The sequence below is a fragment of the Streptomyces sp. NPDC053513 genome, assembly GCF_044544765.1.
GTDB classification, from domain to species: domain Bacteria; phylum Actinomycetota; class Actinomycetes; order Streptomycetales; family Streptomycetaceae; genus Streptomyces; species Streptomyces litmocidini.
The window spans coordinates 14,062-29,922 of record NZ_JBITXP010000045.1 but is presented as its reverse complement, the minus strand read 5'-3'; the positions used below and the strand labels follow the sequence as shown (position 1 = coordinate 29,922).

At 72.2% G+C, this 15,861-nt stretch carries 11 protein-coding genes; 6 read left to right on the top strand and 5 right to left on the bottom strand.

All coding sequences use genetic code 11. The annotated features are described in order from the left end of the window. The 4 genes from ACIGW4_RS37450 to ACIGW4_RS37435 all read right to left on the bottom strand — a co-directional run. Nucleotides 1-1,934, bottom strand: a 1,934-nt coding sequence (locus ACIGW4_RS37450) for a M4 family metallopeptidase (RefSeq protein WP_399586110.1), incomplete at its 3' end; no start/stop codon positions are given. Nucleotides 1,935-2,439: 505 nt separating this feature from the next. After that, on the bottom strand, nt 2,440-4,281 hold the full coding sequence (locus ACIGW4_RS37445; RefSeq protein ID WP_398707568.1) for an ABC transporter ATP-binding protein: 1,842 nt from the start codon (nt 4,279-4,281) through the stop codon (nt 2,440-2,442). After that, nucleotides 4,278-6,056, bottom strand: coding sequence for an ABC transporter ATP-binding protein (locus ACIGW4_RS37440; RefSeq protein ID WP_399586107.1), 1,779 nt, complete (start codon nt 6,054-6,056; stop codon nt 4,278-4,280). Before ACIGW4_RS37440 ends, ACIGW4_RS37445 begins: the two co-directional genes overlap by 4 nt. A 169-nt stretch (nt 6,057-6,225) precedes the next feature. Further along, nucleotides 6,226-7,074 (bottom strand): SDR family NAD(P)-dependent oxidoreductase, encoded by an 849-nt coding sequence (locus ACIGW4_RS37435; protein ID WP_399586106.1) that lies wholly within the window; start codon nt 7,072-7,074, stop codon nt 6,226-6,228. A 104-nt stretch (nt 7,075-7,178) separates the two neighbouring features. On the opposite strand from ACIGW4_RS37435, the gene ACIGW4_RS37430 reads away from it, so the two are divergent. Both ACIGW4_RS37430 and ACIGW4_RS37425 read left to right on the top strand, forming a co-directional pair. Beyond that, the gene (locus ACIGW4_RS37430; RefSeq protein ID WP_398707572.1) at nt 7,179-7,790 is read left to right on the top strand and encodes a CGNR zinc finger domain-containing protein; all 612 of its coding nucleotides are present in this window, start codon (nt 7,179-7,181) and stop codon (nt 7,788-7,790) included. A 268-nt stretch (nt 7,791-8,058) separates the two neighbouring features. Further along, nucleotides 8,059-9,279: an alpha/beta hydrolase family protein gene (locus tag ACIGW4_RS37425; RefSeq protein WP_399586103.1), complete on the top strand. Its 1,221-nt coding sequence runs from the start codon at nt 8,059-8,061 to the stop codon at nt 9,277-9,279. Between the two features lie 116 nt (nt 9,280-9,395). Here the strand turns inward: ACIGW4_RS37425 and glgX are convergent, their stop codons facing one another. Next, a complete protein-coding gene (gene glgX / locus ACIGW4_RS37420; protein ID WP_123455485.1) occupies nt 9,396-11,600 on the bottom strand; it encodes a glycogen debranching protein GlgX in 2,205 nt (734 codons plus the stop codon). 164 nt (nt 11,601-11,764) lie between these two features. Here glgX and ACIGW4_RS37415 point away from each other — a divergent pair, with 164 nt between their 5' ends. From ACIGW4_RS37415 to ACIGW4_RS37400, 4 genes are all read left to right on the top strand, one after another. Further along, complete coding sequence (locus ACIGW4_RS37415) at nt 11,765-12,994, top strand: Ig-like domain-containing protein (RefSeq protein ID WP_398707576.1); 1,230 nt, start codon at nt 11,765-11,767, stop codon at nt 12,992-12,994. Nucleotides 12,995-13,156: 162 nt separating this feature from the next. Then, the gene (locus tag ACIGW4_RS37410; protein WP_398707578.1) at nt 13,157-14,419 is read left to right on the top strand and encodes an Ig-like domain-containing protein; all 1,263 of its coding nucleotides are present in this window, start codon (nt 13,157-13,159) and stop codon (nt 14,417-14,419) included. Nucleotides 14,420-14,511: 92 nt separating this feature from the next. Next, nucleotides 14,512-15,279, top strand: coding sequence for an enoyl-CoA hydratase/isomerase family protein (locus ACIGW4_RS37405; RefSeq protein WP_399586099.1), 768 nt, complete (start codon nt 14,512-14,514; stop codon nt 15,277-15,279). Nucleotides 15,280-15,342: 63 nt separating this feature from the next. After that, nucleotides 15,343-15,858 (top strand): ATP-binding protein, encoded by a 516-nt coding sequence (locus ACIGW4_RS37400; protein ID WP_185094636.1) that lies wholly within the window; start codon nt 15,343-15,345, stop codon nt 15,856-15,858. Nucleotides 15,859-15,861: the final 3 nt, after the last annotated feature.

The following is a 15,861-nucleotide window of genomic DNA, read 5'->3' as shown; positions in this document are numbered from 1 at the left end:
TCGGAGGAGGCGTTCACGGTGTACGTCTGGTTGATGTTGTCGGCGCTGCCGCCGGCCCGGTTGCTCAGGTTGTAGACCGAGCCGTCGGGGGCGATGAGGTCGACGACCAGGTCGCCGATGTAGGTGTGGACGATGTCCACGCCGACCTGGAGGTTGCTCGGGGCGTTGCCGGTGACGCCGGTGACGTTGAGCGACGAGGTGACCGCGACGCCGTTGTCCGGGATGGAGACGTCGGCGTCGTTGGTGAACACCGTGCCGCCACCGCCGCCACCGCCGGGGCGGGAGCCGACGCTGATCGCGGCCCAGGCGTTCTCGACGGCCGTGACCTCGGCGCTGCCGGCACCGTACAGCTCGGTGGCCGCGGCGACCGTGCCGGTGCGGGCACCGGCGTAGTTGGTGTTCGAGGTGAACTTGGTGGTGAGCGCCTTGAACCAGATCAGGCGGGCCTTGTCGATGCCGATGCCGGTGACCGGGAGACCGTCGGAGGTCGGCGAGTTGTAGCTCACGCCGTTGATGGTCTTGGCGCCGCTGCCCTCGGAGAGCAGGTAGAAGAAGTGGTTCGCCGGGCCCGAGGAGTAGTGGACGTCGATGGAGCCGATGCCCGAGTACCACGAGTCCTTGGACGAGCCGTCCTTGCTCGGCTTGTCCATGTAACGGAGCGGCGTGCCGTTGCCGTTGATGTCGATCTTCTCGCCGACGAGGTAGTCGCCCTTGTCGTTGGCGTTGTTGGCGTAGAACTCGACCGCCGCCGCCATGATGTCCGAGGTGGCCTCGTTGAGGCCGCCGGACTCGCCGCTGTAGACCAGGCCGGCGGTGTTGGAGGTGACGCCGTGCGTCATCTCGTGCGCGGCCACGTCGATGGACGTGAGCGGCTTGCTGTTGCCCGTGCCGTCGCCGTACGTCATGCAGAAGCAGGAGTCGGACCAGAAGGCGTTGACGTACGCGTTGCCGTAGTGGACGCGGGAGTACGCGCCGACGCCGTCACCGCGGATGCCGGAGCGGCCGTGGACGTTCTTGTAGTAGTCCCACGTGAGGGCGGCGCCGTAGTGCGCGTCCGCGCCCGCGGTCTCCTTGTTGGAGGGGAGGCCGTTGCCCCACGTGTCCGTGGTGTTGGTGAACAGCGTCCCGGTGCCCGACGTACCGCCGTTGAGGTTGTACGTCTTGTGGTTGCCGCGGGTGGTGTCGGTCAGCGTGTACGAGGGCGCGGTGCCGAGGGTCACCTGGCCGCTGTACTGCGTGTTGCCGATGCCGGTCTCGATGGCCTGCCACTCGTAGAGCTTCGCGCCGGTCTTCGCGTCCGTCACGACGTGCAGCTCGTTCGGGGTGCCGTCGTGCTGGAGGCCGCCGACGACGGTCTCGTACGCGAGGACGGGCGTGCCGTTCGCGGCCCAGACGACCTTGCGCGGGGCACGGCTGGCGGCCGTGGACTTGGCGCCCTCGGCGTTGGCGCGGCCGACCGCCTGCTTCTCGGCGGCGGCCGGGGCGACGGTCGCGGCGGCGACGTCGACCTTGGTGATGTCCGCGCGGGTGGCCTTGGTCACCGAGGTGGTGGCGCCGGCCTTGGTCTCCGCGACGACGAGGTCGCCGCCGAGCACCGGGAGGCCCTGGAAGGTGCGCTCGTAGCGCGTGTAGGTCGAGCCGTCGCGGTTCTGGACCACGTCGCGGACGACCAGCTTCTCCTGGGCGCCGAGGCCGAGGGACTTGGCCGTGGCGGCCGAGTCGGCCTGGGCGGCCTTGATCAGCGCGGCGCGCTGGGCCGGGGAGAGGTCGGCCGGCAGCTTGCCGGGGTTGACCTTGCCGACGGACTGCGCCGCGGGGGCCGCGGCGAAGGTGTCGGCCGACGCGGTGCCGGACTGGACGCCGAGGGTGAGCATGGCGGCGGCGGCGATCAGGGCGCCGGTCGCGGTGGCACGGCGGCTGGGCGTGGATCTCACGCAGACTCCTTAAGCGATGGGGGGTACCGGCGGACTTGGGTGAGCCCGTCCGGGCGGAGCAAGGAGAGCTGTGGAGCAGGTGCTTGTGACGCGGAACCCGGCGGATCGGGGCCCAGGGGGTCCGAACCCGTTCGGGTGACGCGGTGAACTCTGGTGCGAAGAACCGGGGAGAGAGTGACAGGAATGACGGGGACCTGTCAGGACCGCGGCGGGAAGTTGGCCGGAAATCGTCCGCTGTCCGAATGTCCGTGTTCGTTAACCGGACGTTTCGTCGATCATGGTCGCAATGTCGTCCGAGGTTCCGTGGAGGCCGAATTCGAAGAGCCCTCCGGGCCGCAACCGTCGCCGGCGTCATGGGCGGGGGCGGCGGGGAGGGCATACCGGTGGACCGGCCTCATCGCGTCAGGGCGTGGCTGAATCTTTTCCATCCCTGGGGCGTTCGGTCGGCCGGTCGTGTGTGCCGGGCAGCCGACGTGCGGGGGTGGCCGCCCCCCACTTCCGTCCGTCATCCCACCAGGCTGTCCCGCCACGCCCGGTGCAGGCCCGCGTAGTGGCCCTCGCCCTTCACCAGGGCCGACGGGGGGCCGTCCTCGACGATCCGGCCCGCCTCCATCACCAGCACGCGGTCCGCCACCTCGACCGTCGACAGGCGGTGGGCGATGACCACCGCCGTACGGCCCGCCAGGACCGTGTCCATCGCCTGCTGCACCGCCCGCTCGCCCGGCACGTCCAGGGAGCTGGTCGCCTCGTCCAGGATCAGGACCGCCGGGTCCGCCAGCAGGGCGCGGGCGAAGGCCACCAACTGGCGCTGGCCGGCCGAGATCCGGCCACCGCGCTTGCGGACGTCCGTGTCGTAGCCGTCCGGGAGGCCCGTGATGAACTCGTGCGCCCCGATGGCCTTCGCCGCCGCTTCGATCTCCGCGCGGGTCGCGTCCGGGCGGCCGATCGCGATGTTGTCCGCGACCGTGCCCGAGAAGAGGAACGCCTCCTGGGTGACCATCACGATGCCGCGGCGGAGGTCGGGGGTCGACAGGTCGCGGAGGTCCGTGCCGTCCAGCCTGACGTGGCCGGTCGTCGGGTCGTAGAAGCGGGCCAGCAGCTTCGCCAGCGTCGACTTGCCCGCGCCCGTCGCGCCCACCACCGCGACCGTCTGGCCCGCCGGGATCGTCAGGTCGAAGGCGGGGAGGACCTCGCCGCCCGTCCGGTAGGCGAAGCCGACCTTCTCGAAGGTGATCTCCCTGCCGGGCGCGCCGGTGCGGTGGGGGAGCTCGTGGGGCGTCGTCGTCTCCGGGACCCCCGGTTCCTGGGCCAGGAGGCCGGCGATCTTGGTGAGGGACGCCGCTGCCGACTCGTACGAGTTCAGGAACATGCCCAGGCGGTCGATCGGGTCGTACAGGCGGCGCATGTAGAGGACCGCCGCGGCCAGGACGCCCAGTTCGAGGCTGCCGGCCGCCACTCGGTACGCGCCCCAGAGGCACATGCCGGCCACCGCCGTGTTCGCCACCAGGCGCGAGCCCACCACGTAGCGGGCCATTTCCAGGAGGGCGTCGCCGTTGCTTCGTTCGTGGCGGCGGTTGAGCACCGCGAACTCCGCGTCGTTGGCCCGTTCGCGGCGGAACGCCCGGACCGGACGGATGCCGTTCATCGTCTCCGCGAACTTCACGATCACGCCCGCGATGGCCGTGGAACGCTCCGCGTACACCCTGCCGGCGCGCCGCCGGTAGAGACGGATGAGGAGGTGGAGCGGGAGGAAGGAGGCCACTGCCACCGCTCCGATGCCCCAGTCCAGCCAGAGGAGGACCAGCGAGATCGAGAGGAAGGAGAGGACGACCCCGATGAGTTCCTGGAGGCCCTCCGAGAGCAGTTCCCGGAGCGACTCGACGTCCGTGGTCGAACGGGAGATCAGCCGGCCCGAGGTGTAGCGCTCATGGAAGTCGACGCTGAGGAGCTGGGAGTGCCGGAAGATCCGGCCGCGCAGGTCGAGCAGCGCGTCCTGGTTGATGCGGGCGGCTCCGCGGACGAAGGCGTACTGGAGGACGCCCGACAGGGCGGCGCAGAGGAGGTAGCCGACGGCCACGGCGACGACCGGGCCGCGGTCCCCCGCGCGGAAGGCCGGGACGCCGCGGTCGATGGCGTACGCGACGAGCAGCGGGCCCGCCTGCAGCGCCGCCTCCCTGACGAGGAGGATCAGGGCCGCGACCACGACCCGCGCGCGATGGGGGGCGAGGAGGGAGCGGAGCAGGGCTCCGGTCGCTCCCGGGGGCGCGGGCAGGTCGTCGCGGTCGAAGGGGTCGGCCGGCGGTTCGGCCGGCGGCTTCGTCTTCTTCCGGAGCGTGGTGTCCGTCATCGGTTCCCGTCCCCCTCGCCGGACATCAGCCAGGCGTACTCGGCGCTGCTGCGCAGCAGTTCCTGATGGGTGCCCACGGCCGCGATCCGGCCGCGCGAGAGCAGCGCGACCCGGTCGGCCAGCATCACCGTCGACGGGCGGTGCGCCACGACCAGGGCCGTCGTCTCCTGGAGGACCTCCCGCAGGGCCGCCTCGACCCGGGCCTCCGTGTGGACGTCGAGCGCCGACAGCGGGTCGTCCAGGACCAGGAACCGGGGTCTGCCCACCACCGCGCGGGCCAGGGCGAGCCGCTGCCGCTGGCCGCCGGAGAGGCTGAGGCCCTGCTCGCCGACCTGGGTCGCGGTCCCCTCGGGCAGCCGGTCGACGAAGCCGTCCGCCTGGGCGACGCCCAGGGCGCGGCGCAGCTCCGGGTCACCGGCTCCTTCCGCGCCCATCAGGACGTTCTCGCCGACGCTCGCGGAGAACAGCGTCGGCTCCTCGAACGCCACGGAGACGAGCGAGCGGAGCTTCTCCCGTTCCATGAGGGCGATGTCCTCGCCGTCGAGGAGGATCCGGCCGGCCGTCGCCTCGTGCAGGCGCGGCACGAGGGCCGTGAGGGTCGTCTTGCCGGAGCCGGTGCCGCCGACCAGGGCCAGGGTCTCACCGGGGCGGATGTGGAGGTCGATGCCGTCCAGGACGGGGGGCGTCCCCTCGGGGGCGTCCGGGTAGCGGAAGGTGACGCCCTCGAAGCGGACCCCGTCCGGACGGCGAGGGCCAGGGGTGCCGCCGGCCGTGTCCGTTTCCTCGTCGGTGTCCATCACCTCGAAGTAGCGTTCCGTCGCGGTCGCCGCCTCCTTGGTCATCGCGAGGAGGAAGCCGATCGACTCCACCGGCCAGCGCAGCGCCAGGGCCGTCGACAGGAACGCGACGAGGGTGCCCGCCGACAGGTTCCCGTCGGCGACCTGGACGGTGCCGAGCACCAGGGCCGCTCCGATGGCCAGCTCCGGGAGGGTGGTGATCACCGCCCAGATCACGGCGATCAGCCGCGCCTTGGCCAGTTCCGTGCCGCGGAGCCGGCCCGAGAGTTCGTGGAACGCCTTCGCCTGGCTGCGGTGGCGGCCGAAGCCCTTCACGATCCGGATGCCGAGGACGCTCTCCTCGACCACCGTCGTCAGATCGCCGACCTGGTCCTGGGCCCGGCGCGCCACCACTCCGTACCGGCGTTCGAAGAGGTTGCTGATGATCGTGAGGGGGATCACGGGGGTGAGGAGCACGAGGCCGAGAGTCCAGTCCTGGGACAGGAGGAGGACATAACCGGCCAGGATCGTCACGGCGTTGACCAGGAGGAACGTCAGCGGGAAGGCCAGGAACATCCGGACCAGCATCAGGTCCGTCGTGCCGCGCGAGAGCAGCTGTCCGGAGGCCCACCGGTCGTGGAAGGCGATCGGGAGCCGCTGGAGCCTGCCGTACAGCTCGGCCCGCATCCCGGCCTCCACGGAGGACAGCGGGCGGGCCACCAGCCAGCGGCGGAGGCCGAACAGGGCGGCCTCGGCGACCCCCAGGAGCAGCAGGTACAGCGCGCCGAGCCAGACGCCCCCGGGGTCCCGGTCCGCGACGGGCCCGTCGACCAGCCACTTCAGGACGATCGGGATGACGAGCGACAGACAGGAGGCGACGATCGCGACGACCGCCGCCGTGAACAGCCGTCCCCGCACGGGCCGCACGTACGGCCAGAGACGGAGCAGGACGCGGACCGTCGAACGGTCGGGACGCGGGGGGATCGGTTTCTCGGGCATCAGAACCGACCATACGGTTCACCACTGACACGCCTCATCCGGTTTTCCGTACCGGTGGGCACACGGGGGCGGCACCCCCCGGACGCCGTCCCCGGCCGACCCCCACCCGACCGCGACCGTCCCGGGCCGCCTCCGCCGTGACCGCGTTCCCGGCGGGACGGGTGGCTTGCTACCTGTCGACGGCGTCGGTCACGTGCTGCCAGCTGTCCAGGTCCGCGATCCGCGCCTCCAGCGCGGGGCGCATGGCCGTCGCGCTGGAGGTGCCGAGGGCGAGGCGCAGCGGAGGGTTGGGGCTGTCGACCGCGGCCCGGATGCCTTCGGCGATCCGCGCGGCGGCGGAGAACGCGGACGCCGGCAGCTCTCCGATGGCCTTCTGGACCTCGCGGACGGTCCGGTCGTAGTCGGCGAGGCCGGCCGCGACGTCGAGGTTGGCGAGGAAGGGGGTCGCGGTCATTCCGGGCTGGACGACGGTGACTTTGATGCCGAGCGGTGCGACCTCGGCCGCGAGCGCGTCCGACAGTCCCTCGACGGCGTACTTGGTGGCGGCCAGCAGGCCCACGCCGGGATGGGCGGACTGCCCGTAGACGGACGAGCCCTGCAGGACGTGGCCGGACCGCTGGGCGCGGAGCACCGGCAGCGTCGCGCGGAGCACGTTGAGCACTCCCAGGACGTTGGTGTCGAACACGGCACGGACCTGCGCGTCGGAGGCCTCTTCGACGGCTCCGAACAGTCCGTATCCCGCGTTGTTGGCCACGACGTCGATGCGGCCGAACCGCGCGAGCGTGCTTTCCACCGCGTCCCGGACGGCCTGCTCGTCCCGTACGTCCGCCGGGACGGGGAGCAGGCGCTCGCCGTGCGCTCGCGCCAGTTCGTCCAGGGGGGAGGTGTCGCGGGCGAGGGCCGCGACGGTCTCGCCGTTCTCCAGCGCCTGGAGCGTCAGTTCGCGGCCGATGCCGGACGTCGCGCCGGTGATCAGCCATGTGCGGAGGTGGGCCTGGTGGTTGGTTGCCTCATTCATGTTGCGACCGTAAGCCGTTAGCTCGCAACCAGTCAACGGTGGGTCGCCTGGCAAGTTGCCCGCTAATCGGATTAGCGCCGCTCGCGCTGATGTACTGTGGGGGAATGACCGCCACGGCAGCCGGATCCCCCGGACCCAGCCCGACCACCGTCCCGCCGACGGTGGAGACCGTCCTCGCGTTCGTGAACACGCGCGCGGACGGATCGGGCCGCCGAGAGCTGTTCGGGGACGGGGACTCGTTCGCGGCATGGCTGGCGGAGCGCGACGAGTTCGCCGGCGAAACCGTGGTGACCGACGCTGACGCCGCGGTCGCGCGCGAGCTGCGTGACGCCCTGGTGACCGTGCTGCTCGCGCACTCGGGCGACGAGGAAGGTCTGGGTGAGTCGCTGCAGCGTGCCGAGCGGCACCTGCGACGCGTGGGCTCGCTCTACCCGCTGGCGACGGTGGTCACGGCCGGCGGCGCGGAGCTGGCCTCTCCCCAGACGGGCGTGCCCGGCGTGTTCGGAACCGTACTGGCCGCGGTCACGACGCTTGCGCAGAGCGGCGACTGGGGGCGCGTCAAGGCGTGCCGGAACCCCCCGTGCCATTTCGGTTTCCTCGACCGCACCCGCAACGGGGGAGGGCTGTACTGCAGTACGGGCTGCGGCTCTCAGGTGTCCATGCGCAGACACCGCCGGCGGCAGCGCCGTGGCGGTGGTGCGCCGTCCGAGGCGTGAGACCCCTGCCCGCCTCCCCGGGCTCCGCTTCTCGGTGGCGGTGAGCGGCCACGCGGGCCGAGTGCCATGGCCGGAGCGCGGCCGATCGACCCCGCGGGACCGCGAGCCGAGGTGACCGGGACGGCCTGACGACCCGTACGACCGCGTCGGCCCCAGGGTGTACACCCGTGGGCCGATGCCGCGGGGGAGGGGCACGTGACAGCGTCTCCCCGTGCCCACGGACCGGCCGTGGCAGCACAGTCGACCCGTCGTCACCGCGGGAGGGGCCATGTCCGACACGTCGTTCATCAGCCGGGGGAGCGTGACGCGCCGCAGCGTGCTGGGAGCCGCGCTGGCCGCCGGGGCCGCCATGCCGTTCGCCGGCGCCGCCGGCCCCGCGTGGGCCGGCCCGGCCGCCGTCGCCCCCGCCGCGACGCGGCTCACCCTGCCCGCGCCGACCGGGCCGCACCCGGTGGGCACGGCCCGGCTGCACCTCGTCGACCGGTCGCGTCCGGACGACATCGCGGGCTCCGGACACTTCCGCGAGCTGATGGCCACCGTCTGGTATCCCGCCCGGGACGTCCGGCGGTACCCGGTGGCGCCCTGGATGCCGGCCGGCGCGCTCCGGGCGTTCCTCGCCGATGTCGGGTTCGGCGACCTGGCCCCCCTGGGACCGCTCACGGCCGGCCACGTGGGTGCTCCGGTGCGCCGAACGGGCCGACGGCTGCCCGTCGTCGTGTTCTCGCACGGCGCGCACAGCCACCAGGGCGACCACACTGTCCTGGTCCAGGAGCTCGCCAGCCACGGATACGCGGTCGTGACGGTGGCTCACCAGTACGACACGTACACCGAGTTCCCCGACGGGCGGATCGCCACCCCGCTCGACGACAGGCGGGCGCCGACACTGCCCGGGGACTTCGCCGCCGACCTGCGCTTCGTCCTCGACTGCGTCGAGCGGCTCGCTGCCGGACACAATCCCGACGTCGACCGCCGGGAGCTGCCGCCCGGGCTGCTCGGTTCACTCGACCCGCGGCGCATCGGCGCGTTCGGCTGGTCGAAGGGCGGGACGGCCACCGCCTGCGCCATGCTCGCCGACGAGCGCATCCGGGCCGGACTGAGCCTCGACGGCCCGATGCGGATGAACCCGCCCCTGGCGGGCGACCTGGACCGGCCGTTCATGATGATGTCCGCCGTGTTCACCCGAGCCACGGATCCGGCGGCCGCCGCGTTCTGGTCGCACCTGCGGGGCTGGCGGCTGGACATCCGGGCCCAGGGCGCCGCCCACATCTCGTACGGCGACAACGAGGCGCTGTTCCCGCAGGTGGCGAAGCTGTCCGGATGGAGCGCACAACAGCTCCAGGACGTGATCGGCACCCTCGATCCCGACCAGGCGGTGAAGATCCAGCAGGCGTATCCGCTCGCGTTCTTCGACGAGCACCTGCGCCGCTGCCGGGGCCACCTGCTCGACGGGCCGTCCCCGGCCTTCCCGGCGGTGACGTTCCTCCCCTGAGCACCAGGGACCGCAGCACCGCGGTCCCCGGTTCCGCGCCCCGAAGCCGTACCCCCGCCCGCACGGGCAACCCCTGACCCCCCCGCCCGCACGGGCAGCCCCGCGGGCCCGCGGCGCTACTCGCGGACCCGTAGCAGCACCACCGACCGGGCCCCCACCGTGAGCGTCCCGCCCCCCGGATGGCGGGTGGCCGGAGGGGCCGACTGGTCGTCCCGCGCCGTGTCGACGAGGAGTTCGTACGACTCCCCCCACGGCGGCCCCGGCAGCCGGAAGTCCAGGGGCCGGTGACCGGCGTGGAGGACGGCGAGGAAGCTGTCGTCGGTGATCTGCTCGCCCCGCGCGTCCCGCCCCGGGATGTCACGGCCCGACAGGTAGAGGCCGAGGGTGGCGGTGGGCGCGTACCAGTCCCGTTCCGTCATCTCGTTGCCCTCGGCGGTGAACCAGGCCAGGTCCCGCAGCCCGTCCGCCCCCTGCGGCCGGCCGGAGAAGAAGGCCCGGCGGCGGAGGACGGGGTGGCGGTGGCGCAGGGCGAGGAGGCGGCGGGTGAGGGCGAGGAGCTGGGCCCGGCCGGGGTCGTCCGGGAGGGACCAGTCGAGCCAGCCGATCTCGTTGTCCTGGCAGTAGGCGTTGTTGTTGCCGCCCTGGGTGCGGCCCATCTCGTCGCCGGCGACGAGCATGGGGACGCCGGTGGAGAGGAGGAGGGTGGTGAGGAGGTTGCGCTGCTGGCGCAGGCGCAGCCCCCGGATCGCCGGGTCGTCGGTCTCGCCCTCCGTCCCGCAGTTCCAGGAGCGGTTGTCGTGGGTGCCGTCCCGGTTGCCCTCGCCGTTGGCCTCGTTGTGCTTGCGTTCGTACGTGACCAGGTCGCGGAGGGTGAAGCCGTCGTGGGCGGTGACGAAGTTGACGGAGGCGTACGGGCGGCGTCCGCCCCAGGCGTACAGGTCGCTGGAGCCGGACAGCCGGTAGCCGAGGTCCCGCACGTCGGGCAGCGCGCCGCGCCAGAAGTCCCGGACGGCGTCCCGGTAGCGGTCGTTCCATTCGGTCCAGAGGGGCGGGAAGGCGCCGACCTGGTAGCCGCCGTTGCCGACGTCCCAGGGTTCGGCGATGAGCTTCACCCGGCGCAGGACCGGGTCCTGGGCGATGACGGCGAGGAAGGGGGAGAGCATGTCGACGTCGTGGAAGGAGCGGGCGAGGGCCGCCGCGAGGTCGAAGCGGAAGCCGTCGACGCCCATCTCCGTGACCCAGTAGCGCAGGGAGTCGGTGATGAGGCGGAGGACCTGCGGCTGGACGACGTGCAGGGTGTTGCCGCAGCCCGTGTAGTCGGCGTACCGGCGGGCGTCGGACTGGAGCCGGTAGTAGCCGCGGTTGTCGATGCCCTTGAGGGAGAGCGTGGGGCCGAGTTCGCCCGCCTCAGCCGTGTGGTTGTAGACGACGTCGAGGATGACCTCGATCCCGGCGGCGTGCAGCGCCCGCACCATCCGCTTGAACTCGCCGACCTGCTCCCCGGTGGTCCCGGAGGAGGAGTAGCCGGCGTGCGGGGCGAAGTAGCCGATCGAGTTGTAGCCCCAGTAGTTGCGCAGTCCGCGCCGCAGGAGGTGGTCCTCGTGGGCGAACTGGTGGACGGGGAGGAGTTCGACGGCCGTCACGCCGAGGCGTACGAGGTGGTCGATCGCGGCGGGGTGGGCGAGGCCCGCGTACGTGCCCCGCAGGTGTTCCGGGATGTCGGGGTGCTGTTTCGTGAAGCCCTTGACGTGCAGCTCGTAGATGACCGAGTCCTGCCAGGGCGTCTTGGGCCTGCGGTCGTCGGCCCAGTCGTCGTCGTCATGGACGACGACCCCCTTGGGGACGTGCGGGGCGGAGTCCCGCTCGTCGCGGACGGTGTCGGCCACGTGCTGCTGCGGCCAGTCCCGGACGTGTCCGTACGCCTCCGGGGGCAGCGCCGCGAAGTCGCCGTCGACGGCCCGGGCGTACGGGTCGAGGAGCAGTTTCGCCGGGTTCCAGCGGGCGCCCGTCCACGGGTCCCAGCGGCCGTGCACCCGGTAGCCGTACCGCTGTCCCGGGCCGACGCCCGGCACGAAGCCGTGCCAGATCTCGTGCGTCAGTTCGGTCAGGCGGAGTCGTGTCTCCGTGCCGTCGGCGTCGAAGAGGCACAGCTCCACGGCCTCCGCCCCGCCCGCCCACAGGGCGAAGTTGGTGCCCGTCACCCCGCCGGGGCCGACCCGGCAGCGGGCCCCCAAGGGCGTCGGTGCCCCCGGCCACACCGGTGGCACGGCCCGCTCCAGGGCATGCTCGGACACCGCCTCCTGCTCGGCTGCGCTCGCCACCGTCCCGGCCTCCCGCGGCTCGTCGGGCCCGCACCCGCGGGAGCGGCGACGTCCCGGCCGCCGCTCCCGCGCGTGGTTCTCCCCCTGTTCTGCCCGCACGGCCGTGCTCCCAACATGACCCGCACGTACGTTTCCCCTGGAGGGTGGCCGTCGTTGGGCCGGGCGTGACTTGCGCATGGGAGCGGACGAGGCGGGCCCTCGTGGTGACGGGACTGGTGGCGGGGCTCGCGACGGGCGTCGCGGGCTGCAGCGGGACGGACGGCGAGGAGGGCGTCGGCATCAGCCTGCCGGGCAAGGCGCGGGCCCCGGGCGACGCCATCCGGGTGAGCCCGGAGGACGGCAGCCGGGCGGTGCCGGCCGGCGGGCCCGTCGAGGTGGAGGTGGACAGCGGGCGGCTCGAACGGGTGACGGTGGTGCGGGTCGAGGACGGTCTGCGGAGCGAGGTCGCCGGGGAGGTCTCGGCGGACGGGCTGCGCTGGCGGCCCCGGCCGGGCACCCGGCTCGCGCTGGCCGCCAAGTACAGCGTGGACGCGGTCGCGCTCGACGGGCACGGGCGCCGTTCGGCCCGGCACACCACCTTCACCACCGTCGTCCCCGGCTCCCGCTTCATCGGCTACTTCAAGCCGGAGAACCGTTCCACGGTCGGCACCGGCATGATCGTCTCCTTCGGCTTCAACCGGCCGATCGAGAACAGGGCCGAGGTCGAGCGGGCCGTCCGCGTCACCTCGGAGCCGCCGGTGGAGGTCGTCGGCCACTGGTTCGGCAAGGAGCGGCTCGACTTCCGGCCCGCCGCGTACTGGCGGCCCGGCACGAAGGTGACCGTCGAGCTCGCGCTGCGGGACGTCGAGGGGGCGCCCGGGGTGTACGGCATCCAGCGCAAGAAGGTCGGCTTCACCGTCGGCCGCTCCCAGGTCTCCCTGGTCGACGCCGAGGCGCACACGATGGAGGTCCGGCGGGACGGCGAGGTCCTCGCCACCGTGCCGATCACCGCGGGCGCGCCGAAGACCACCACGTACAACGGGAAGATGGTCGTGACCGAGCTGTACGACGTGACCCGGATGGACGGCAGGACCGTCGGCTTCGGCGGCGAGTACGACATCAAGGACGTGCCGCACGCGATGCGGCTGACCGACTCGGGGACCTTCCTGCACGGCAACTACTGGGCGGCGGCCTCCACCTTCGGTTCCGCCAACGTCAGCCACGGCTGTGTGGGCCTCCGGGACGAGAAGGGCGGCAGCGCGGACTCGCCCGCGGGCTGGTTCTTCGACCGGACGCTCATCGGCGACGTGGTGGAGGTGGTCAACTCCCGCGACAAGGAGGTCGCCCCCGACAACGGCCTCGGCGGCTGGAACCTGGACTGGGACCGGTGGAAGGCGGGCTCCGCGCTGCGCTGAGACCGGGTGGTCCCCCGTATCACGTCGACTGGTGCCGAACGGTGACAATCACGAGGAACTTTCGTGTCCTGCGGTGTGATTATCTAGCGCTGTGTGCGCGAGTGAATGCGCACGGGGGTGGGGCCGTGGCATCGCCAGGCCGTCCGAGGGGAGAAGACCACAGTGAACGGGCAGCCGATATCGGGGGCATCGGTAGGAGCGACGGGGCGGCGCGGCCGGCGCGGGGGCGTCAGGCTGCAGGCCCTGGCGGCGGGGGCGCTGCTCCTGGTCCTGACCGCATGTGGCGGCGGTGAGACCGCCGGCGGCGGCGCGGGGGGCCAGGGCCCGGCGGCCCAGGGCGGCGGCAAGCAGGGGAACGCGGCCTCCCAGGCGGTCGTGACGATCCTTCCGAAGGACGGCGCCGACTCGGTCGCCACCAGTGGAGCCCTCAAGATCACCGCGGCGCAGGGCAAGCTGACCACGGTCGAGGTCGCCGACTCCAAGGGCGACAAGATCGAGGGCGAGATCGCCGCGGACGGCGCCAGCTGGTCGCCGAAGGCGCACCTGGCCGCGGCCACCCAGTACAAGGTCCACGCGATCGCGAAGGACGCCGAGGGCCGCGAGTCGGCGAAGGACACCACCTTCACCACGCTGGTCCCGCAGAACACCTTCATCGGCCAGTACACGCCCGAGGACGGTTCGACCGTCGGCGTCGGCATGCCGGTCTCCATCAACTTCAGCCGGGGCATCACCGACCCGGAGGCCGTCGAGAAGGCCATCAAGGTGACGGCCGTCCCGGCCGTCGAGATCAAGGGCCACTGGTTCGGCAACGACCGCCTCGACTTCCGCCCGAAGGACTACTGGGCCGCCGGCACCAAGGTCACGGTCGAGCTGAACCTGGACGGCGTCGAGGGCCGCCCCGGCGTCTACGGCAAGCAGAAGAAGTCGATCTCCTTCACCATCGGCCGCCGTCAGGTCTCCACCGTCGACGCGAGCGCCAAGACGATGAAGGTCGAGCGGGACGGCAAGATCATCAAGACGCTGCCGATCACCGCGGGCGCGCCATCCACGACCACGTACAACGGTCAGATGGTCATCAGCGAGAAGTACAAGGTGACCCGCATGAACGGGGCCACGGTCGGCTTCGGCGGCGAGTACGACATCAAGGACGTGCCGCACGCGATGCGTCTGTCCAACTCGGGCACCTTCGTCCACGGCAACTACTGGGCGCCGTCCTCCACCTTCGGCTCCAGCAACGTCAGCCACGGCTGCGTCGGCCTGGAGGACGCGCGGGGCGCGGGCGACAGCTCGACGCCGGCGGCCTGGTTCTACGACCGCTCGATCATCGGCGACGTCGTGATCGTGAAGAACTCCAAGGACAAGCAGATCACTCCGGAGAACGGCCTCAACGGCTGGAACATGGACTGGTCGGAGTGGATCGCGTAGCCGATCGCCCGGCCGTGCGCGACTGAGCGGGCCCGGTGCTGTGAGCAACAGCACCGGGCCCCTTCTCGTTAACGGCCACTAACCTTCCTTCCATGACTGTGAACCTCGAAGTCGCCGATGGCGTCGGCACGATCCGCCTCGACCGCCCCCCGATGAACGCCCTGGACATCGCCACCCAGGACCGGCTGCGCGAGCTGGCCCAGGAGGCGACCGACCGCGACGACGTGCGGGCCGTGGTCATCTACGGCGGCGAGAAGGTGTTCGCGGCGGGCGCGGACATCAAGGAGATGCAGGTCATGGACCACGTGGCCATGGTCAAGCGCTCGCGCGCCCTCCAGGACTCCTTCACCGCCGTCGCCCGCATCCCGAAGCCGGTCGTCGCCGCGATCACCGGTTACGCGCTCGGCGGCGGCTGCGAGCTCGCGCTCTGCGCCGACTACCGGATCGCCGCCGACAACGCGAAGCTGGGCCAGCCGGAGATCCTCCTCGGCCTGATCCCCGGCGCCGGCGGCACCCAGCGGCTGTCCCGGCTCGTCGGCCCCTCCAAGGCCAAGGACCTCATCTTCACCGGCCGGATGGTGAAGGCCGACGAGGCCCTGACGCTCGGTCTGGTCGACCGGGTCGTCCCCGCCGCCGAGGTGTACGAGCAGGCGCACGCCTGGGCCGTCAGGCTGGCGCAGGGCCCGGCCGTCGCCCTGCGGGCCGCGAAGGAGGCGATCGACCAGGGTCTGGAGGCCGACATCGACACCGGTCTCGCCATCGAGCGCACCTGGTTCTCCGCCCTGTTCGCGACCGAGGACCGCGAGACCGGGATGCGCAGCTTCGTCGAGGAGGGCCCGGGGAAGGCGAAGTTCGCCTGACGATCCTTCACGGGTGGGGGCCGATTCCGTCGGAACGGCCCCCACGGAGGGCTCCGTGCGGCCATGATGGGGGGCATGGCGGGCCTGGAGGGTAGGGAACAACCGGGGCAGCGCGTGAGCGCCGCCGCGTCACGGTGGTCACCGGCCGTGGACGACGAACAGGCCGCCGAAGCAGTGGAGTTGTACGGCAATCCGGCCGAGGAGGACGTCCGGCTGCCGTCCCTCCCCGAGTCCGCGTGGGTGGCCCGCAGGCTCACCCAGCACGTCCTGCTGCGGCAGTGGGCGCTCGGCCCGCAGCTCGCCGAGCACGCGGTGCTGCTCGTCTCGGAGCTCGTCGGGAACGCCGTCCGGCACACCGGTGCCCGCGTCTTCGCGCTGCGGTTACAGAGGCGCCGCGGCTGGATCCGAATCGAGGTGCGCGACCCCTCGCGGGGGCTGCCCTGTCTGATGCCGGTGCACGAGCTCGACATCAGCGGCCGCGGGATCTTCCTCGTCGACAAGCTGGCCGACCGCTGGGGCGTGGACCTGGCGCCGCGCGGCAAGACGACCTGGTTCGAGATGCGGGTCTCGGACCGCTGACGC